Raw genomic sequence first — 19,601 nt, 5'->3', positions numbered from 1 at the left:
CGATTAATTCCTTCTGCTCTAAAATCCCGGGCCTGCGGTCCGGGCGCCCCCCAGGAGAAAGATCGAAACCATGAAGAAATGGCAGACCCTGGCGGTCGTCGCCGTACTCGCCGCGGGCGCCGCGGCCTGCAGCGACCCCTCTGTGGACCCCTCCACGGACGCCACCGGCGGCACCGCGGGCGACGCGACCGCCGCCGGCTGGGCGGAGCCGACGGCCAAGCTCGACGGCGTCACCCTGACGATCTGGGCCGCACAGAACAGCAACACCGTCCCCAAGCAGGTCGTCGACGCGTTCGGCAAGGCCACGGGCGCGAAGGTCGAGATCGTCACCATTCCCGACCCGTACGAGCAGGGCGTGCAGACCAAGGTCGCGACCGGGGACAAGCCCGACCTGGCGTTCTGGCAGCCGACCGCCTCCATGCTCACGGCCCTCAACGCCAAGACGAACCTGCAGCCGCTTGACCAGGCCCCCTGGCTGTCCAAGCTCGCGCCTCAGCTCAAGGACATCACCGGGATTCTGAACGGCACGCGGTACGCCGCACTGGTCACCAGCCCGGCCGTCGAGGGCGTCTACTACAACAAGGAGGTCTTCGAGGCCAACGGGATCACCGAGACCCCGAAGACCTTCGACGAGATGGTCGAGCTGGCCCGCACGCTCAAGGCCAAGGGCGTCACCCCCTTCTACGAGATGGCCGGCGACCGGTGGGCCACCCAGTGGTGGGTCCAGGTCCAGCTCGCCGACGCGGCCGAGGACGGGCTCTGGGACAAGATCAACAAGGGCCAGGAGACCTTCTCCAGCCCGGTCGTGCTCGACGCGATCAAGAAGTACAAGTCGCTGATCGACGAGGGACTGTTCAACAAGGACATCAAGACCGCCAGGTTCGAGGACCAGGGCAAGGCCCTGCTCGACGGCAAGGCCGCCATGGTGGTGCAGGTCAACTCCTTCTTCGGCCAGCTCCAGGCCACCGCCGACACCGCCACCCTCGACAAGAGGATCGGCTTCTTCCCGATCTCCCCCAGCGGCAACGTCGGCACCTTCATCCCCGACCAGTCCAACGCCCTGGTGGCGTTCAAGACCGGTGACGCCAAGCGCGAGGCCGCCGCGCGCCAGCTCCTGTCGTTCTGGATGGGCCCGGGCTACAAGGACTTCATCGCCGACCGCAACACCGTCTCCCTGGAGACCGACGTGCCGAGCCCGGCCTCGGTGCCCAAGGCGCTGCAACAGGTGCACGACTCCCTCGGCGAGGCCGTCGGCTCCATGCAGGCCCTGGCCGTGGCCAACCCCGACCTGTACATCAACCTCGCCGACATGATCACCGGCACCCTGACGCCCGAGCAGGTGGCCTCCACCACTCAGGAGCAGTTCGCCCAGCTCGCCAAGGCCGCCGGTGCGGCCGGTTTCTGACGCCCGACGACTCGCCATCGACAGGCCCATCGACAGGGCGCGGAGGCCGCGGCTCGCCCCCGTCTCCGCGCCCGGCACCTGAGGACATGCCATGCTGACTGCCACGGACACCCCCGTCCCGGACCGGCCGCTCGCGCCGCCGCCCGCCTCACGCGGTCCCGCCGGTCGCACCCGCCGCAGGCCGGACCGGACCCACCCGATGTGGTTCATGGCCCCGGCGTTCGCGATCCTGCTGGTGTTCTTCTTCCTGCCGACCGCGTTCAACTTCGTGTACGCGTTCACCGACTGGTCGGGCTTCAAGAGCGCCATCAGGCCGGTCGGGTTCGACAACTTCGCCGACCTCGCCTCCAGCGGCACGCTGTTCTCGGCGCTGCGCGTCACCGTGGTCTACGCCGTGCTCGTGGCGGTCTTCCAGAACCTCTTCGGGCTCGGCCTGGCCCTCCTGCTGGAGCGCGACACCTGGCTCAACCGCACGCTGCGGGTCTTCTTCCTCATCCCGGTGCTGATGTCCGCCCTCGCCGTCGGCTACATCTTCCAGGCCCTGCTCAAGCCCGAGGGCAGCCTCAACCAACTGCTCTCCGAGATCTTCCGCCACGACGTGGACCACGCCTGGCTGGGCGACACCCACTGGACCATCGTCGTGGTCGCCCTGGTCCACGCGTGGAAGTGGATGGGCCTGTCCATGCTCATCTACCTGGCCGGGCTCAAGACGATCCCCGAGGAGATCATGGAGGCGTCCCGCATCGACGGCGCGTCGCGGTGGCACGCGTTCCGGCGCCTGCGCTTCCCGCTGCTCGCCCCCGCGATCACGTTCAACGTCGCCACCGCCCTGCTCGGCTCGATGAACGGCTTCGACATCGTGCAGGCCACCACCGGCGGCGGTCCGGCCCGGACGACCGAGATCCTCAACATCTTCATCTACCGCACCTTCGGACAGGGCCTGTTCGCCCAGGCCACGACCATGAGCCTGGTGCTGTTCCTGCTCGTGTCGCTCATGGCCTTCCCCGTCATCCGCATCCTGCGCAAGCGCGAGGAGATCCTTTGACGCCGCGCTCCCCCGCCCGCCGGCACGCCTCCTCCGTGACCGGCTCCGTGGCCAGGGACACCTCGTTCCCGACCCGCCTGCAGCCGTTCGCCGCCACGGCGCTGGCACTCGTCACCATCGGCATCCCGCTGTGGCTCGTCGTGGCGACCGCCGGCAAGTCGCGGGGCGAGGCCCTCATCCCGAACCTCACCCCGCCCACCCACTGGCACCTGCTGGAGAACCTGGGCGAGGTGTGGAGCCAGGGCGAGGTGCCCGCCGCGTTCTTCGGCAGCCTCCTCGTCGTGGTGCCCGCCGTGGTCGGCGTCCTGATCCTCGGGTCGATGGCGTCCTGGATCCTCGCCCGGCGCGCCACCCGGCTCAACGCCGTGCTGTACGCGCTCGCCATCAGCGGCATCATCCTGCCCCCTGCGGTGATCACGGTCGTGCTGCTGCTACGCCAGCTCGGCCTGGCCGGCAGCGCCGTCGGGATGATCGGCGTCTACATGGGCATCTACATGTCCACCGTGATCTTCTTCGTCACCGGCTTCGTCCGCACCATCCCCACCTCGCTGGAGGAGGCCGCCCAGATCGACGGCGCCGGGCCCGTGCGCGTCTTCTTCCACGTCGTCCTGCCCCTGCTGCGGCCGGTCCTGGCCACCGCCACGATCCTCGTCTGCCTCTACGTCTGGAACGACGTCTTCTACGCCTTCTTCGTGGTCGGCGGCCGCCTCGACACCCTGCCGCTCAACCTCTTCCGCGTCGCCGGCGCGGGGCTCTACCTCAACAACTGGCACCTCATCTTCGCCTACGTCATCCTCATGAGCCTGCCTCTCGTCGTGGTCTTCGCCGTCGCCCAGCGCAAGATCATCTCCGGCATCACGAGCGGCGCCGTGAAGTGAGCGCCGTGAAGTGAGCGCCGTGAAGTGAGCGCCGTCGAACAACGACGGCGCCCACCCTTTCGCCTCCGATCCCGGCGGTGCCCGCCGAGCCCGCCGTACCACCCCCTCCGGGCGCTCGCGCGCCCCGGTAACAGGAGAGGACACCCATGCACCGACAAAGGTCATCCCGGCGTGCCCGCGTGACGGCCGCGACCGCGGCCCTGGCCGCGGCGACCCTGACCGCCGGGCCCGTCGCCGGACCGGCGGGCGCGGACACCGCCGCCGCCGACGTCGTCGCGGTGGACTTCGGGCAGCGCACCGGGCCGGTCCACGGCGGCGCGACAGGCATGCTGTACGGCCTGTCCGACCCGGGCGTCCCCGGAGACCCCCTCGTCGCCGGCGCCCGGCCGCGTACGGTCGCCCAGAAGGCCCCGGACGGCGACCAGCACCCCAACGGCGACGCACTCAAGATCGCGGACGGCTTCCTGTCGGCGGGCGGCGAGGAGATCGTCGTCTACATGCAGGACGTCTACAGCAAGTGGCCCTACGAGAACCTCGGCATCGACGACTACCTGGCCAAGGTCGACGCGATGGTGCGCAAGGTCGTCACGGAGCGTCCGCAGGACAAGGACAGGTTCGTCTGGGTGCCGTTCAACGAGCCCGACTGGATCTGGTACCAGAACTGGGCCCAGCTCAAGCAGAAGTTCTTCAGCGACTGGAAGGCGGTGGTCGAGCGCATCCGGTCGATCGACCCCGGCGCCCGCGTCGTCGGCCCGAACGAGGCGAGCTACAACCCCGGCCGCCTGCGCGACTTCCTCACCTGGGCCAAGGACAACACCTGCGGCGCGAAGAGTTGCCTGCCGGACATCATGGCCTGGCACGAACTGTCTCGCGGCAGCCTCGCCGACTACCGGGGCCACTACGAGAACTACCGGCAGATGGAGCGCGACCTCGGCGTCGGCCCACTGCCGATCAACATCGACGAGTACGGCAACCGGCGTGACATGTCCGTCCCCGGCCAGATGGTCCAGTGGATCACCATGTTCGAGGACACCAAGGTGGACGCCGACATGGCGTTCTGGACCTACGCCGGCAACCTCTCCGACCACGCGGTGCGCACCCGCCAGGCCAACGGCGCGTGGTGGCTGCTCAAGTGGTACGCCGACCTGACCGGGCAGACGGTGAAGGTGACCCCGCCGCAGCCGAACGTCCCCGACACGGTCCAGGCCCTCGCGGCCGTCGACCCCTCCGTACGGCGGGGCACCGTGCTGGTCGGCGGCGGCGCCGCGCCGGTCCGGCTTGACGTCTCCGGGCTCGACTCCGCGGTCTTCGGCACGCAGGTCGACGTCGTCGTGTCCAAGACGACGTGGACCGGCTACGAGGGCGACGCCGTGCAGCCGCCGGTCGTCGCGGCCACCCGGACCACCCTGCGTGGCGGCACGCTCCAGGTGAACCTGCCGGGCGGCGACGTGATGGCCGCCTACCGGGTCACGATCGTCCCGTCGAGCGGCGGCGCACCCGCGGCCGACGCGCCGTGGAGCGTCTCGGTGGAGGCCGAGTCGGCCACGCTCACCTCGGCGCAGGCGTACAGCAAGGACACCACCGCGGACCCGCAGATCTACGCGACCTCCGGCAAGTGGGACGTCGGCTCCATGAACAAGGCCGGCTCCGCCGTCACGTTCCCGGTGACCGTGCCGCGCGACGGCCGCTACCGCCTGGGCATCTTCCAGGGCGCGAACAAGGCTCCCGGCAGGCACGCGCTGTTCGTGGACGGCACGCTCGACCAGATCGTGCAGTATTCGGCCGACCTCGGCTGGACCTACCGCGGCCGCACCGACGTGGAGGTCGAGCTGACGGCCGGCACCCACGAGCTGTCCCTGCGCACCAGCGCCGACGGCACGACCCTGCTGCCGGGCGGCGACGTCACGCTGGACAAGTTCGACCTCACCGAGATCACCGGCCCCGAGCGGGCGGCGTACCCGGCCGACGAGGCCCGGCTGTCCGGCGGCGCGGGCATGACCCGCGAGGGCAAGGGCGCCGCCGTCACCCTCGGTGGCGGCGCCCGCGCCACGTTCTTCGCCGCCGTGAGCGAGGACGGCTACTACGACCTCACCTTCTCCTACAAGGCGGCCGGAGCCGGCGACCTCGACGTCCGCGTCGACGGACGACGGATCCCGGGTGTGCGGGCGACGCGCCCGGGTGAGGCGGCCTCCCGTGCCCGCGTGTACCTCCCCACCGGCGTCTCGGTGGTCGAGGTGGGCGGCCCGGCCGGCCTGCGGCTGCGCGGCCTGACCACGGTCAGGGCCGAGGAGGCGGACGCGGCGGCCTACCGCGTCGAGGCCGAGCAGGCACAGCGCGCCGGAACGGCCCGCGTGGTCACCGTCCCCGCCACGAGCGGCTCGAACGCCTCCGCGGGCGCCTACGTGGGCGACGTCGGCAACGGCGCGGGCAACACGCTCACCCTCACCCGGCCCAGCGGTTTCGGCCCGGGCGAGTACGTCCTCGTGGCGCACTACGCCAACGCCGACAGGAACACCGGGCACCCCTACAACACCGACGTCATCAGCCGGTTCCTCGACATCACCGAGACGGGCGGGGCGACGACGCGCGGCGTGTTCCGCCACAGCTACGCGTGGGACAACTTCTGGTCCCAGGCGACGCCGCTCACCCTGACGACCGCCTCCGGGGCGCTCGTCCTCGGCAACGCCACGGCGTACGCGCCCAACCTGGACCGGTTCGAGCTCGCGCCGCTCGTGCTGGAGGTCGACAACACGGCCAAGTGACCGGAAGAGGGGGCACCACCCGTCATGCGGGTGGTGCCTCCGTCGACGTCTGGGGGGTGAGACGTGCCGCATGTCCCGTCGGGGCGTAGGACGATGTGACCATGAGCACTCCCCCGGCTTCCGGAGTCGAGCAGGCCGTCGCCCGTATCGCCGACGAAACGGGGGCGGTCGCGGGCGCGGGCGTGCTCGTCGCCGCGGATCTCGTGCTGACGTGCGCGCACGTGATCACCCGCGGGAGGGGGGAACAGCCGGAGACCGTGCTCGTGGACTTCCCGTTCCTCCGCACGGGGCCTTCGCGGGCAGGTGTCCACTTCCTGGCGCCGGCGCAGCCCGATTCGGATCTCGGGCCCGGGGACCTCGCCGTCCTCCGGCTGGAAACGGCGCTGCCGGACGTCCGGCCGGTCGAGTTCGCCGCCGCCGCGCCGCCGGGCCTTCAGGTCAGCGCCTACGGTTTTCCGCACGGCTACTCTGACGGGCGCTGGGCGTCCGGGCGCACGGTGGGAAGCCTGCCGCACGGCGCCGTCCAACTGGAGGCCACCGACAGCGCGGGGTTCACGGCCGGCTACTCCGGAGCGCCCGTCTGGAGCCCCGAACTCGGCGCGGTGCTCGGCATCCTCTTCGCGACGGACAGGCCGAACGGCAGAGCCGGATACATGAGCCCGGCTCCCGCTCTCGCCGCGATGTGGCCGGAGTTCGACGCCGTCATCCGCTCTGCCCGGGAGCGAGCCACCGAGGTTCCCGAGGACCGGCGCCGAAGGCCCGGCGAGTTCGCGCCCGGCGGCCGGGAGCGCACGCAGTGGGTCAGCGACGCGCCGGCCGACCACGATGTGCTCAAGCGGGCCGCGCTGGCGAACGTGCTCGCCAGGCAACTGCGCCACGCGCGGACGGAGTCCCCGGACGCGTCGTTTCTGGTGCACATCGACGGTTCGTGGGGGACGGGCAAGAGCACCCTGCTCAAACTGCTCGCCCGCGACCTGCGGAGCGACTCGATCGTGGCCTTCTTCGACACCTGGCGGCATGTGCGGATCGAACCACCCTGGTGGGCGCTGCTCACCACGGTCCGCAAGGCGGTCGTCCAGCACAGGCCCCGTTGGCGACGTCCCTTCTTCCTCGTGCGAGAGCTTCTCGCGCGGGTCCGTCGCGACGGCGCCCCTCAGGTGCTTTCTGGCCTGCTCCTGGTCGGCACGGCGCTCCTCGCCGCGTTCCTGTTCAGGGCCGGCGTCATCACAGTCCGCAGCGTCGAGCCGACGTTCAAGACCGTGACCACCCTCGTCGGCGCGGCCGGCGCGTTGTGGACGGCCGGGATCCTCGTCAGCAGGTACGCGATGTGGGGGTCGGCGCGCAGGGCCCGCACCTTCGAGCAGTCCCACACCGACCCCATGAACGACGTCGCCGAGCACATCGCCTGGCTCGTGCGGCACGCCGGCCGGCCCATCGTCGTCTTCGTGGAGGACCTCGACCGCTGCAACGCCGACTACGTGGTGAACTTCCTCGATTCCGTCCAGACGCTCGTCCGCGACGTGCCCGAGCACTGGCGTCGGCCCTTACGCCGCACTCCGGACTTCCACGCCCCGAGCTTCGTCGTCGCGATGGACGGCGCCTGGCTGCGCTGCGCCTACGAGAACGCCTACGAGACGTTCACATCGGCGGTCGCCGAGCCGGGGCGTCCGATCGGCTACCTGTTCCTGGACAAGCTCTTCCAGCTCAGCGTCCCCATGCCCAAACTCGGCGGGGCCAGCCGGGACCTGTACTTCGGCCAGCTGCTCGGTGTGAGCGTCGCGAAGCCCCCGCCGGCCACCGCCGACCAGGTCCGTGCGGCGCTCACCACGAGCAACGACGAAATCGAGGTGCTGGAGACGTTGGCGAAAGCCGACCCCCGGGTCCGCGAGATCGTGGCCTCGCAGGCGGTCGAACGGATCCTCGACGCCGGCGTACAGGACGTCTCCCACCACGCCCTCGCGAAGTTCTCCCGGTTGCTGCACAGCAATCCGCGCGCGATGAAACGGTTCGTCAACACCTACACCGTCCTGCGTGCCGTGCGCGTTCTGGAGGGCAGCCTGGTGCCGACCGACGCCCTCGCGCTGTGGACGCTTCTTCGCATCCGATGGCCGGAGCTGGCGGACTACCTGGAGTCGCATCCCGAGGCCGTCGATCGGATCACAGAAGGTTCCGGCGTGCGGGACCTGCCGGAGTCGCTCCAGGAGCTGGCGGCCTCGCGGGACCTTCATGAGGTGCTGTGCGGCGTACCGGGGGTGACGCTCACGGCGGACGTGGTCCGTGCCTGTTCCGGAGCGGGCGACGACCTGGCACCGCTCCGTACGTAGTCGCCGACGGGTGGCTGCACCGCTCCCAGAACCACCACACTCCGGCCGCTCGGAACCGTCTTGTGTCCCGCTGCCGCCGCTGGCCGGGGATCACCGCGACGGTCTTTGCCGGGCGCGGTGGGAGGGACTAGGTTCGCGCCGTGCCCACCGCTGATCATGTCTCCCCCGGCGTCCGCGTCTACGCCGTCTGCTCGGAGGTCCCGCCCGACGTCGTCGGCGGGCTGGGCCGGTACGCCGAGCGGATCATGGACGCCCTGCGTGACTCCGGGGTGCCGGTCGTGGTCTTCGGCGCCACGGCCCGCCGGGGCCGGGCGCCCCGGACGGAACGCCGGGGCGCCGTCACGCTGCACCGCCTGCGCACCCCCGGTTACGGCCTGCGCGGAGGCCCGGCCCTCCCCCCGGCTGTACGGCGGCTCGCCAGGGTCGCCGGACTGCTCGCGTTCAACGTGCGGGCGGCCGCCCGGATCCTGCGGGCGGAGGCGGGACGGACGGGGGCGGTCGTCGCCGTGCACGACTGGATGGGCTGTGTGGCCGGGATCCTGTGCCGCGTCCTGGGGCGGCTGCCGGTGGTGTTCCACGTGCACACCCGCGAACTGAACGCCCAGGTGGGTGATCCGCGTGCGGGGCGCCGGTCGATGTACGCCGTCCTCCTCGACCTTCTGGAAACGGCCCAGGCGAGGACGGCGCGCCTGATCGTCGTGCCGAGCGCCCGCATGCGCGACGACCTCGCCGCCCGAGGCTGGCCGGCGGACCGGATGCTCGTCGTGCCGCACGGCTTCGAGGAGCCCGGCCTGTTGCGGCTGGCCGGACTGCCCGGCGGCGAGCGCGACCGGGTCCGCGCGGAGGTGCGGCGGCGCTACCTGCCCGGCGGGCAGGGCCGGCTCGTCGTGTTCGCCGGGCGGCCGTCGCCGCACAAGGGGGTGCACACGCTGATCCGGGCGGTGCCGCGGGTCGCCGCCGAGCACGATGACGCGCGGTTCGTGCTCATCGGCGCCCAGGCGCCGCAGACCGACGACGCCGCGACGGTGGCCCGGCTGATCGAGCGGACGCAGACCTCCGGGCACGTGGTCGCCGGCAACCGCTTCCTCGCCTCGGCCGAGGTGTTCGCGCACTTCCTGGCCGCCGACGTCTGCGTCTTCCCGTCGGTCTACGAGCCGTTCGGCCTGGTCGCCGTCGAGGCGATGGCGCTCGCCCGCCCCGTGGTCGTCGGGCCGGGCTACTCGCCGGAGGTCGTCGGCGACGGCGCCGTCCGCTGCGGACGCGACGATCCCGGCGAGCTGGCCGAGGCCCTGCTGCGCCTCCTCGCCGACCCTGAGAAGGCGGACCGGCTCGCCCTGCGGGGAGCCGCGTACGTGCGGGAGCGCTACAGCTGGGCGCGCACCGCCCGGCACACCCTGGCGGCGTACGCCGGCGCCGCGCGCCCCCGCCCCGGGACTCGATGACGCTCATCCGAGCCCCGGCGGGCGGCCCCGCGGGCGGTCAGCCGATGCGGAGCGAAAGCGTGCGCGGCCCCCGCACCTGGCCGGGGGCCCAGGTCACCGTCGAGGGGTCGGCGAGGCCGAACACGGGGACCCGCTCCAGCCAGACCTCCAGGGCGACCCGCAGCTCCATGCGGGCCAGATGGGAACCGACGCAGCGGTGGATGCCGAGCCCGAACGCCGCGTGCCGGTTGATCTCGCGGTCGATGATCACTTCGTCGGCCCGGTCGAACTGGGCGGGATCGCGGTTGGCGGCAGGGAACGACAGCAGGACCCAGTCGTCGGCCTTCATGTCGACGCCGCGCCAGTGCATGTCGTCCTTGACCAGCCGCGCCATCGTGACCGGCGCGTACGCCCGGAGGAACTCCTCCATCGCTGTCGGCAGCAGGCCCGGCTCGGCGACCAGGCGCTCGCGGTCGGCCGGGGTCTTCGCCAGGTGCCACAGTGAGGCGCCGATCGCGCTCCACGTCGTGTCGATCCCGGCGATGAGCAGCAGGGCCATCGTGCCGGCCACGTGCGAGGGCTCCAGCTTGCGGCCGTACAGCTCCGCGTCGATGAGATAGGTGGTGAGGTCGTCGCGCGGGTCGGCGACGTGGTCGCGGATCTGCTCCAGCAGGTAGTCGAACAGCTCCCCCATGTTCGCGACCCGCTGCTCCGGCGGCAGGTTGACGCCTTCGAGCGCGTGCTCGACGAACTCCCGGAACCTCGGCCCGTCCTCCGGCGGGAAGCCCAGCATGTCGGCCATGACCCGCATCGGGATGTGCTGCGCGTAGTCACGGGCGGCGTCGACGATCTCCGCGCCTTCGAACCCGTCGATCAGCGAGTGGCAGAACGCTCGCGCCGCCTCCTCCCGCTTCGCCACCTCCTTCTTGGTGAACGCCGGGAGCAGCAGCTTGCGCGCGTCGTGGTGGAACGGCGGGTCGGAGGAGATCGGCGGCACGGCTCCCACCGGCGCGATATCCCGGGGCGGCCGGTAGTTGCTCATGATGATCGCCCGGGAGGAGAAGTGCTCGGTGTCGTAGGCGATCGCCGCGACGTCCTCGTACCGCGTCGGCAGCCACCCGCCGCCGAACCTCTCGGTGTGCGCGATCGGGCAGCGCCCCCGCAAGTCGTCCTGGATCGGGTACGGATCGGCGGCCCATTCGGGCTCTACGTGGGAGAAGTCGGTGGCCCAGTCGGAGACCGGGCCGGTGATGATCTCGTTGCGGGTGCCGAGGGGCTCCTCCTGACCCTCGCGGAAGTCGCGGACGAAGCGATCGTCGACGGTCATGTCAGGCCTCCTCGACAAGGACGATCGCCTTCTCCGGGCAGTTGGAGGCCGCGACCCGCGCCGCGCGCTCGCCGCCCGCCGGCACGACGCCGTCGCCGGCGACCTGGCCATAGCCCTCGTCGTCCTCGGTGAACAGGTCGGGCGACAGGTCGTAGCAGCGGCCGTGTCCCTGGCAGCGCTCGGGATCGATCTGCACTTTCACTGGTGCTCCCCTTTTCTCAGTGGCGTCCGCGGAGTGGGGTCGGTCGGGGCGATGGCGGTGACGAGGCGGGTGAGCAGGGCGGTCCACTCCTCGTCGCCGACCGCGTGCAGGTCCGGCGTGAGGAGTGCGCTGCCCATCGCGAGCAGGAGACAGAAATGGGCGACGGCGCCGGGGGAGAGCACCGGATCGATCTCGCCGTCGTCCTGGGCGGCGCGGACGAGCCCGGCGAGCCAGCCGGCCCGCTCGCCGACGTAGTCGTGCATCGGACGGGCCACGTCCTCGTCGCGGCGGGCCGCGACGAGCGCCTCGACGATCAGGGAGCCGCGGGCGTCGGGACGGCGAGGGAGTCGGCGGCCCACGGCGACGAGCAGGTCGGCGACCGGCCGGTCGGGGTCGGCGGCCAGCAGGTCGGCCAGGAGCCGGGGCCCGTGGGCGCGCAGCGCGGCCACGATCAGCTCGGCCTTCGAGCCGAAGTGCGCGTAGAGGGCGCCGTTGCTCACCCCGGCCTCTGCGGCGATGTCGGCCACGCGCGTGCCGTCGTACCCGCGCCGGGCGAACACGTCGGCGGCCGCACGGAGCAGCCGCTCTCGCGTCTCGGCGGCGGTGACACCCGCGATCCGGCCCACGACGGAATTAAATGGTCGTTCATTTGATTGCGTCAAGACCGCGCCCGCCCCCCTGCGGCGTCCGGCATCCGCAAAAGGGAAGGCCGATGTGACGAGCACCGGGCAAAAGCCGCAAACTAGCAGAATGTGGAACATACGGGGCGTGCACCGCGACTGGTTCGTGGACGCGGCGCTGGCCGCGGCCGTCATCGCGTTCACCGTCCCCACCACGCTCATCGGTTACAGCTTCTCCATCTGGGGCGGCGCGCCGGACGGGCTCGAGATCGCGACAGGGGTGATCACCGCGGCGGCCATGCTGGTGCGGCGCCGCACCCCCTGGCCCGCGATCGTCGCCTCGGCCGCGTGCGCCTGCGTCACCGGGCAGGTCGTGCCGATGATCCTCGCCGTCTTCTCGATGACCGCCGAGCATCGGGTGCGCCGGTGGCAGTACGTCGCCCTGGCCCTGACGGTGGTCTACTTCGCCGTCGACTACCGCAACCCTCACACCGACCACTCGATCTACTTGAACCTCGTCCGCGCGCTGACCCTCATCTACCTGCCCGCGGTGGTCGGCACCTGGGTGTACGCCTACCGGCGACTCATCCGGGATCTGCGTGTCGGCGTACGCGAACGCGAGGAGATCGCCGCCTCCGAGGAGCGCCGCAAGATCGCCAGGGAGATGCACGACACCGTCACCCACGCGGTCACCGCCATGGTGCTCAACGCGGGCATGGCCCGTGACGCCACCGAGCCGGGCGAGATCCGGGAGCTGACGGCGGCCATCGAGGACAAGGGCGTGCAGGCGCTCGGCGAACTGCGTCAGTTGCTCACCGTGCTCCGGCGCGAGGACGGGGACCTCGCCGAGGGCACCGAGGCGATCGCCCGGCTGGTCGGCGAGGCCCAGGCGAGCGGGCTCAAGGTCGATCTCCACCTCGACGCTCCCCCGGGGGCGCTGCCGCGACAGGTCTCGCACGCGTGCTACCGCCTGGTGCAGGAGGGGCTCAACAACGTGCGCAAGCACGCACCGGACTCCCTCGTACATGTCACCTGCGAGGTCAGCGGCGACCAGGTGGCCGTCTCCGTGGTCGACACGCCGGACCGCGCCGACCCCGGCGGGAAGACGGTCAGGGCGGCGCCCTCCCTCGGCGGCGGGTACGGCCTGGCCGGAATCCGGGAGCGCGTCTCCCTCGCGCAGGGCCGCTTCTTCTCCGGACCGACTCCCGAGGGCGGCTTCGTGCTCGGCGCCCGGCTCCCCCTCCGGTTCCCGCACGGTTAGACCCGTTTTCTCCCCACCCGGCGGGGTACGCCTCTCACATCGATACAGCGTGGGCACGGAGGCCCGGAACGCATCGGCCCGGTACGTATCGGCACTGGGCCGCCGTCGCGGAAAGCGGGCCGCGCAGCGCGCCGCATCGACACGCGTCCGCCGTCACGATCGCGTTTGAGAGTAGCCATGAAAGCCGTGGTCTACGAAGGCCCTCGACAGGTCAAAGTCACCACCGTTCCGGATGCCCGGATCGAACGGCATACCGACGTGCTCGTCCGCGTCACCACCTCCAACATCTGCGGGTCCGACCTGCACATGTACGAGGGCCGGACCAATTTCGCGCGGGGCCGGGTCCTCGGTCACGAGAACCTCGGCGAGGTCGTGGAGATCGGGGACGCCGTCGACCGGGTCAAGGTCGGCGACATGGTGTGCCTGCCGTTCAACATCTCCTGCGGCTTCTGCGCCAACTGCGAGAAGGGCCTGACAGCCTTCTGCCTGACCACCAACCCCGTACCGGGCCTGGCCGGCGCCGCGTACGGCTACGCCGACATGGGCCCGTACAACGGCGGCCAGGCCGAGCTGCTGCGGGTGCCGTACGGGGACTTCAACTGCCTCATCCTGCCGGAGGACGCGCGGGAGAAGCAGACCGACTACGTCATGCTGGCCGACGTCTGGCCCACCGGCTGGCACGCGACCATGCTCGCCTGCGTGCAGCCGGGCGACACCGTCGTGATCTACGGCGCGGGCCCGGTCGGCCTGATGGCCGCCTACTCCGCCCTGCTCAGGAACGCGAGCGGCGTGATGGTCATCGACCACCATCAGGACCGGCTGGCCAAGGCGGAGGAGATCGGCGCGATCCCGATCGACGACTCCCGCTCCTCCCCCGTCGAGCAGGTCCTGGAGCTCACCCAGGGGATCGGCGCCGACCGGGGCTGCGAGTGCGTGGGCTTCCAGGCGCACGACCCGGAAGGCTCGGAGCGTCCCAACATGACGCTCAACGACCTGGTCAAGTCGGTGAAGTTCACCGGGAACATCGCCGTCGTCGGCCTCTTCCTCCCTCGCGACCCCGGCGGCGGGAACGACCTCTACAAGCGGGGAGAGATGGCCATCGACTACGGGACCTTCTGGTACAAGGGCCAGACGATGAGCACCGGCCAGTGCAACGTCAAGAACTACAACCGCCAGCTGTGCGCCCTCATCCACGAGGCCGGCGCCCGGCCGTCCTGGATCGTCTCGCACGAGCTGGACCTCGACGACGCGCCCGAGGCGTACGCGCACTTCGACGCTCGGGAGAAGGGCTGGACCAAGGTGGTCCTGCACCCGAACAACGGCCGCTGACCGCGCAGGGTCCCCGTCCTGATCGCGATGAGCCGGGCCGGTGATCGGCCGAAGCGGGCGGATCATACTCTTGGGGAGGAAAGCCGCGCCGCGAGGCGCCCGGCGCGACCAGGAAGGGACAGGCGTGCTCACCGTCTGTGTGGCCCCGGCGGACCCGCCTCTGATCGTCGAATCCGTCCGCGCCGCCGGTGGTGAGGTGGTCGGCGATCCCCGCCGGGCGGAGGCGCTGGTCTGGACCGACTCGCGGCCGGAGGGCGTGCGGGACTACCTGACGCCGAGCGTGCGCTGGGTCCAGCTGCCCTCCGCGGGCGTCGAACGGTGGACGCGGGAGGGGCTCGTCGACTCCACGCGCGTGTGGTGCTCGGCTGCGGGTGCCTACGCCCCGCAGGTCGCCGAGCACGCCCTCGCCCTGCTGCTGGCCGGGGTGCACCGGCTGCCCGCCGCCGCCCGGAGCCGTACGTGGCAGCGCGACCAGCCCGGCACGCTGCGCGGAAGCACGGTGGCCGTCGTCGGCGCGGGCGGGATCGGCAGGGCGGTCATCCCCGCGCTGCGCGCCCTCGGGGCGAACGTCCTCGCGGTCAACCGCTCGGGCGAGCCCGTGGAGGGCGCGGCCGCGACCGTGCCGTTCGACGGCCTGGCCGCCGTCTGGCCACGGGCGGATCACGTCATCCTGGCCGCGCCCGCCACCCCGGAGACCTACCGGATGGTCGGGCGGGACGAGCTGCGCGCCCTGGGCCCGCACGCGTGGCTGGTCAACGTGGCCCGGGGCGAGCTCGTCGACACCGACGCCCTGCTCGCCGCGCTGCGCGCCGGCGAGATCGGCGGCGCCGCCCTCGACGTCACCGACCCCGAGCCGCTGCCGGACGGGCACGGCCTGTGGACCGAGCCGAACGCGCTCATCACGTCGCACAGCGCCAACCCGCAGGTCCGCCTCACCGAGAGCCTCGCCGAGCGCGTGCGCGAGAACGTCGCCCGCTACCTGCGGGGGGAGCCGCTGCTGGGCCGGATCGATCCGGCTCGGGGCTACTGACGCGGCTGCCGGCGCGGTTTGCGCGGACCGGACGGTCGCGGCGAAGATCGCCGGATGGCCTCCCCCAGCCCCGCACGACGGCGGTTCGCGCTCTTCGCGCTCGCCGCAGTCATCGTCTGCGTCTCCTACTCGCTGGCCGAACCGGCTCTGTGGACCGCTGACCGGAGAATCTCGTTGAAGGTCCTCGTCATGTCCGACAGGACCGTGGAGCCGGTCGCGATCCTCGTGCTGGCGCTGCCGCTGGGAGTGCTGATCGACCGGACGCGCCGCCTGTCCGTCCTGGTGGTGTCGGCGCTGCTGGGAGCGGCGGCCCTCACGTCCGTCTCGGCGGCCGGAGCTCTCGGAGCACCCACCTGGCCGCTTCTCCTCGCGGTGATGCCGGCGAGCGGCGTCCTGGCGATGGTGACAGGACTCGGCCGGGACGCGTACCTGCCGTCCGTCGTACGGCGCGAGCGCCTGCTTCCGGCGAACGTTCTGCTGCTGGCCCTGCTGCCGCAGATCGTCGTCATGCCGAAAAGGCTGACCGGGACCTTCTGGCAGGGTTCCGCGTTCCTGTTCGCCGTCGGCCTGGCGTTGGCCGCGGCGGCGGCGCTGTTCCGGGGTGTCTCCGCCGTCGAGAGGCCGCCGCCGCCCAGGGCTGGACTGTGGCGGGAGACGGCGGAGGGGATCCGCTTCACGGTCCGGCATCCGGCGCTGCGGGCGATCGCCCTCTGTCTGGTGCTGTCGGCCCTGCTCGGCGAGATCGCCGACGCGGTGGCGGGCGGGGCGTGGGAAACGGCGTTCCGCGACCTGAGCGGGGCGAACAGCGAGTTCGCCCGGTGGCTGATGAGCGCGCCGGCGTACATCCCGCCCGTCCTCGGGGCGCTGCTCGCCGTGCTGCTGCACCGGAGGCTCGGGACCTTCCGCCTGGCCTGGTGGGCCCTGCTCGTGAGCGCGCCGTTCACCCTGCTGCTCGCCATGTCCGGGACCGGGCCGGGGTGGATCTGGTATGTCCTCGGGACGGCCGTCCCGGCGACCGGGACGCTGATCGCCTCCGTCGCCCTGCTCAGCCACCGGCAGGCCGTCACGCCTCACCGGCTGCTCGGGCGCACGGGCGCCCTGCTGATCGTCCTCACGACTCTGGCCGACGGCGTGGCGGGCCTCCTGGAGGGCCCCGCGGAGCGGCTGGCCGAGCTGGGCGGCGTCGCGCCCGCGGCACTCGCCACCGTCGCCGCGCTCGCCGCCGCCGTCCCGCTGCTGCGGGCCCGGCGGTCCGCGGCCGACCACGATGCAGGATCGACGGGGTCGCTCCGCCGCGCTCGCCGGTGGCGTCTATCGTTCCCGCATGAAGGTCTGTTCCATCGCCGCTCCGGCCACGGCCGAGGAGGCGCAGGCGATCCAGGACGCCCTGCGGCCCCGGTTGGACCTGACCGGCCCGGGTCCCCGTGACCCCGCCCTGGTCGCGGGGGTGGACGTGGCCTACGCCGACGACCTGCTGGCCGCCGCGGTCGTGGTGCTCGACGGGACGAGCCTGGACGTGGTCGAGCAGGTGACGGTGCCGGGACGGCCCGCCTTCGGCTACGTGCCCGGCCTGCTCGCCTTCCGCGAACTGCCCAGCCTCGTCGAGGCGCTGGAGCGGCTCACCGTCACGCCCGACCTGATCGTCTGCGACGGGTACGGCCTGGCGCATCCACGGCGGTTCGGCCTCGCCTGCCACCTCGGGGTGCTCACCGGCCTGCCCACGATCGGGGTCGGCAAGACGGCCTTCGTCGGCTCCTTCGAGCCGCCCGGCCGGGAGCGCGGCTCGTGGAGCGAACTGCTCCTGGACGGCCAGGTGGTCGGCCGGGTGCTGCGCACCCGGGACGGCGTCAAACCGGTCTTCGTCTCCGTAGGCCACCGCGTCGACCTGGAGACCGCCTGCCACGACGTGCTGGCCCTGACCCCGCGTCACCGGCTTCCCGAGACGACGCGCGCCGCCGACCGCCTGTCCCGCTCGGCGCTGAAGGCCGCCCTGGCCGCCTCCGCCTGACGGCTCCCCCGGGGTGCGCGGCGGCGCGGCACGCGCCCCCGGCCGTGATCAAGAGGCGCCTTCGGCAAGGTGGCGTTCCACGGTGGCGACCTTGGCGTCGAGCCTGCCCTGCCCGGCGCGGGCGTCGGCCTTGAGCACCAGGCTGACGCGGGAGCAGCGGGCCTCCACGGCGGCGACCGCGTCCTTGACGACGCCGAGCACCTCGTCCCACGTCTCCCCCTCGACGGTGGTGAACATGGCGTCGGTGCGGTTGGGCAGTCCGGACGCGCGGACCACGCGCACCGCCTCCGCCACCATCTCGCCGACATCCTCACCGGCGCCGATCGGCGTGACGCTGAACGCGACGAGAACCGACATGAGACCTCCTCGAAGATCGCATCCCCGCGCCACGCTAACACCCGCCGCCGGGCGGCGGCGGATGCGGGTGGTTCACGCGCGGGTGGTGCGCTCACCCGTCCTGTGGCGGGCGGCCGCACGGGCGTGCGCGTCGGTGAGGAGAGCACGCACCCGCGTGGCGGTGGCGTCGCCGGGGTTGAGCACGCAGATCCACGACTGGGCGGCGTACACGGGGTGCGGCAGGATGCGGTCCGGCACGCGGTAGTCCAGCGCCTCGTGGTGGCCGGCGTGCGCGGCCGGCGGATAGCCGAGCAGTTCCTCGAACACGGCGCGGCCGACCCCGATGTTGACCCGGAAGACGCCGGGGCGGTTCAGGTCGGAGGCGGTGTCGAATCCCTCGTAATCCTTCACGACGATCGTGGCGAAGGGCATCTTCCGGTTGGCCGGCTCGTCGTCGGGGTCGTAGTAGAAGAAGGTGTCTCCCCATGCCGCCCGCGGGGCGCCGTTGTCCTCCGCGGCGGTGAAGGCGACGACAGCCGGCAGGCCGGTCACGAATTCGATGACGTCGTTCTCGGTCACACGAGGTCCTTTTCTCGCTGGATTTCCTCCTTCAAGTTTCTCATTCAAGTCGTGTATGAGGCTTTTCTCGAAAATCCGCAGTAGATACTTCGGCAACCCTCAACTCGCCTGTGAACCGTGCGCGCTCGGTCTCAGCTCCGGGGAGGCCGCACCACCGCGACGGGGCAGTGCGCGTGGTGCAGGACCGCCCGGCTCACCGAGCCGAGCACCGTCGCGCCGACGGCGCCGCGCCCTCGCGACCCCACGACGAGCAGGTCGGCCTTCTCCCCGGCCTCGACCAGCGCGTCGACCGGGTGGCCGCAGACGGCCCGCATCTCGGCGGCGACGTCGGGATACCGGTCCCGGTGGGTCCGCAGCGCACCCGCCACGTAGTCCTCCTGGGCCTTGCGCACCTCGTCGACGTCATAGGTGATCTCGGGCGCGAAGGGGTGCACCGGAAGCCGCCAGGCGTACAGGGCGAGCAGGCGGCAGTCGCGCAGCCGCGCTTCCTCGAACGCGTAGGTCAGGGCGGCGCCGGCCTCGTCGGAGCCGTCGATCCCGACGACGACCAGCCCGTGGGGCGCCGACACCCCGGCGCGCACCACGACGACGGGGACGTCGACCTGACCGGCGACGTGCATGCCGACCGACCCGAGCAGCATGCCGGCGAACCCGCCGTGTCCCCTGCCGCCGATCACCATCTCCGCCGCGTTCCCGGCCTCCTGACGCAGCACCCGGGAGGGGTCGCCCTCGATCATGGCGGTGGTCACGCGGACGGCCTGATGGATCTCCCGCACGGCCTGCTCGGCCTCCTCCAGGATCCGCCGGCCGGCCCGGTCGAGCTGGTCCTCGATCGGGATCGGATAGCGCGCGATCTCGTACGGCAGGCGGTCGACCGCGTGGACGATCCGCAGAGGCAGGCCCTTGCGCGCCGCGTCGCCCGCGGCCCACTCCACCGCGGCGGCCGCGGCGCGCGATCCGTCGGTGCCCACGACGACGGGTTCGGTCATGGCTCCTCCTTCTGCTCCTGCCCCTATCCGACCGCCTGCGCCTCGTCCTGGGCAGGGCCGCTGGTCCCTGCCTCGCGGGACCTTT

At 71.9% G+C, this 19,601-nt stretch carries 17 protein-coding genes; 11 read left to right on the top strand and 6 right to left on the bottom strand.

Translation table 11 applies throughout. The features are described from left to right. The first annotated feature begins 70 nt into the window (after window positions 1–70). The 6 genes from FH610_RS00170 to FH610_RS00145 all read left to right on the top strand — a co-directional run bounded on the left by FH610_RS00170 (window position 71) and on the right by FH610_RS00145 (window position 9,856). Window positions 71–1,405: an ABC transporter substrate-binding protein gene (locus FH610_RS00170; RefSeq protein WP_139572084.1), complete on the top strand. Its 1,335-nt coding sequence runs from the start codon at window positions 71–73 to the stop codon at window positions 1,403–1,405. A 91-nt stretch (window positions 1,406–1,496) separates the two neighbouring features. Next, the gene (locus tag FH610_RS00165; protein WP_205825423.1) at window positions 1,497–2,450 is read left to right on the top strand and encodes a carbohydrate ABC transporter permease; all 954 of its coding nucleotides are present in this window, start codon (window positions 1,497–1,499) and stop codon (window positions 2,448–2,450) included. Continuing rightward, window positions 2,447–3,328: a carbohydrate ABC transporter permease gene (locus tag FH610_RS00160; protein WP_205825422.1), complete on the top strand. Its 882-nt coding sequence runs from the start codon at window positions 2,447–2,449 to the stop codon at window positions 3,326–3,328. The genes FH610_RS00165 and FH610_RS00160 overlap by 4 nt, the downstream gene beginning before the upstream one ends. A 179-nt stretch (window positions 3,329–3,507) precedes the next feature. Then, entirely contained in the window at window positions 3,508–6,090 is a 2,583-nt protein-coding gene (locus FH610_RS00155; RefSeq protein ID WP_139572083.1) for a CBM35 domain-containing protein, read from the top strand. A gap of 101 nt (window positions 6,091–6,191) precedes the next feature. Further along, window positions 6,192–8,414 carry a P-loop NTPase fold protein gene (locus tag FH610_RS00150; protein WP_139572082.1) on the top strand — a complete coding sequence of 741 codons (2,223 nt, stop codon included), beginning with the start codon at window positions 6,192–6,194 and terminating at the stop codon, window positions 8,412–8,414. Between the two features lie 140 nt (window positions 8,415–8,554). Next, complete coding sequence (locus tag FH610_RS00145) at window positions 8,555–9,856, top strand: glycosyltransferase family 4 protein (RefSeq protein WP_139572081.1); 1,302 nt, start codon at window positions 8,555–8,557, stop codon at window positions 9,854–9,856. A 37-nt stretch (window positions 9,857–9,893) separates the two neighbouring features. Here FH610_RS00145 and FH610_RS00140 read toward each other — a convergent pair whose 3' ends face one another. The 3 genes from FH610_RS00140 to FH610_RS00130 are packed head-to-tail and all read right to left on the bottom strand — an operon-like array spanning window position 9,894 to window position 11,990. Beyond that, window positions 9,894–11,162, bottom strand: coding sequence for a cytochrome P450 (locus tag FH610_RS00140; RefSeq protein ID WP_139572080.1), 1,269 nt, complete (start codon window positions 11,160–11,162; stop codon window positions 9,894–9,896). A 1-nt stretch (window position 11,163) separates the two neighbouring features. After that, window positions 11,164–11,364 carry a ferredoxin gene (locus FH610_RS00135; protein WP_139572079.1) on the bottom strand — a complete coding sequence of 67 codons (201 nt, stop codon included), beginning with the start codon at window positions 11,362–11,364 and terminating at the stop codon, window positions 11,164–11,166. Continuing rightward, window positions 11,361–11,990: a TetR/AcrR family transcriptional regulator gene (locus tag FH610_RS00130; RefSeq protein WP_139572078.1), complete on the bottom strand. Its 630-nt coding sequence runs from the start codon at window positions 11,988–11,990 to the stop codon at window positions 11,361–11,363. The genes FH610_RS00135 and FH610_RS00130 overlap by 4 nt, the downstream gene beginning before the upstream one ends. Before the next feature lie 124 nt (window positions 11,991–12,114). Between FH610_RS00130 and FH610_RS00125 the strand changes: the two genes are divergently transcribed. The 5 genes from FH610_RS00125 (at window position 12,115) to FH610_RS00105 (ending at window position 17,612) form a co-directional block, all read left to right on the top strand. Then, window positions 12,115–13,245: a sensor histidine kinase gene (locus tag FH610_RS00125; protein WP_161627865.1), complete on the top strand. Its 1,131-nt coding sequence runs from the start codon at window positions 12,115–12,117 to the stop codon at window positions 13,243–13,245. A 177-nt stretch (window positions 13,246–13,422) separates the two neighbouring features. Continuing rightward, window positions 13,423–14,574, top strand: coding sequence for a glutathione-independent formaldehyde dehydrogenase (locus FH610_RS00120; RefSeq protein ID WP_139572076.1), 1,152 nt, complete (start codon window positions 13,423–13,425; stop codon window positions 14,572–14,574). 124 nt (window positions 14,575–14,698) lie between these two features. Next, a complete protein-coding gene (locus FH610_RS00115; protein WP_139572075.1) occupies window positions 14,699–15,604 on the top strand; it encodes a D-isomer specific 2-hydroxyacid dehydrogenase family protein in 906 nt (301 codons plus the stop codon). Window positions 15,605–15,658: 54 nt separating this feature from the next. Then, window positions 15,659–17,032: an MFS transporter gene (locus FH610_RS00110; protein ID WP_139572074.1), complete on the top strand. Its 1,374-nt coding sequence runs from the start codon at window positions 15,659–15,661 to the stop codon at window positions 17,030–17,032. Beyond that, the gene (locus FH610_RS00105; RefSeq protein WP_139572073.1) at window positions 16,929–17,612 is read left to right on the top strand and encodes an endonuclease V; all 684 of its coding nucleotides are present in this window, start codon (window positions 16,929–16,931) and stop codon (window positions 17,610–17,612) included. Before FH610_RS00110 ends, FH610_RS00105 begins: the two co-directional genes overlap by 104 nt. Before the next feature lie 48 nt (window positions 17,613–17,660). On the opposite strand, the gene FH610_RS00100 is transcribed toward FH610_RS00105, so the two are convergent. From FH610_RS00100 to FH610_RS00090, 3 genes are all read right to left on the bottom strand, one after another. Next, window positions 17,661–17,969, bottom strand: a complete 309-nt coding sequence (locus FH610_RS00100) for an MTH1187 family thiamine-binding protein (RefSeq protein ID WP_139572072.1) — start codon at window positions 17,967–17,969, stop codon at window positions 17,661–17,663. 72 nt (window positions 17,970–18,041) lie between these two features. Beyond that, complete coding sequence (locus FH610_RS00095) at window positions 18,042–18,527, bottom strand: DUF6194 family protein (RefSeq protein ID WP_139572071.1); 486 nt, start codon at window positions 18,525–18,527, stop codon at window positions 18,042–18,044. A gap of 131 nt (window positions 18,528–18,658) precedes the next feature. Further along, entirely contained in the window at window positions 18,659–19,516 is an 858-nt protein-coding gene (locus FH610_RS00090; RefSeq protein ID WP_139572070.1) for a universal stress protein, read from the bottom strand. Window positions 19,517–19,601 lie beyond the last annotated feature (85 nt).

Origin of the sequence: Microbispora catharanthi, assembly GCF_006334915.2 — a bacterium.
Taxonomy (GTDB): domain Bacteria; phylum Actinomycetota; class Actinomycetes; order Streptosporangiales; family Streptosporangiaceae; genus Microbispora; species Microbispora catharanthi.
Note: the sequence above shows the minus strand (reverse complement) of the source record. Positions and strands in the feature narration are given on the sequence as shown.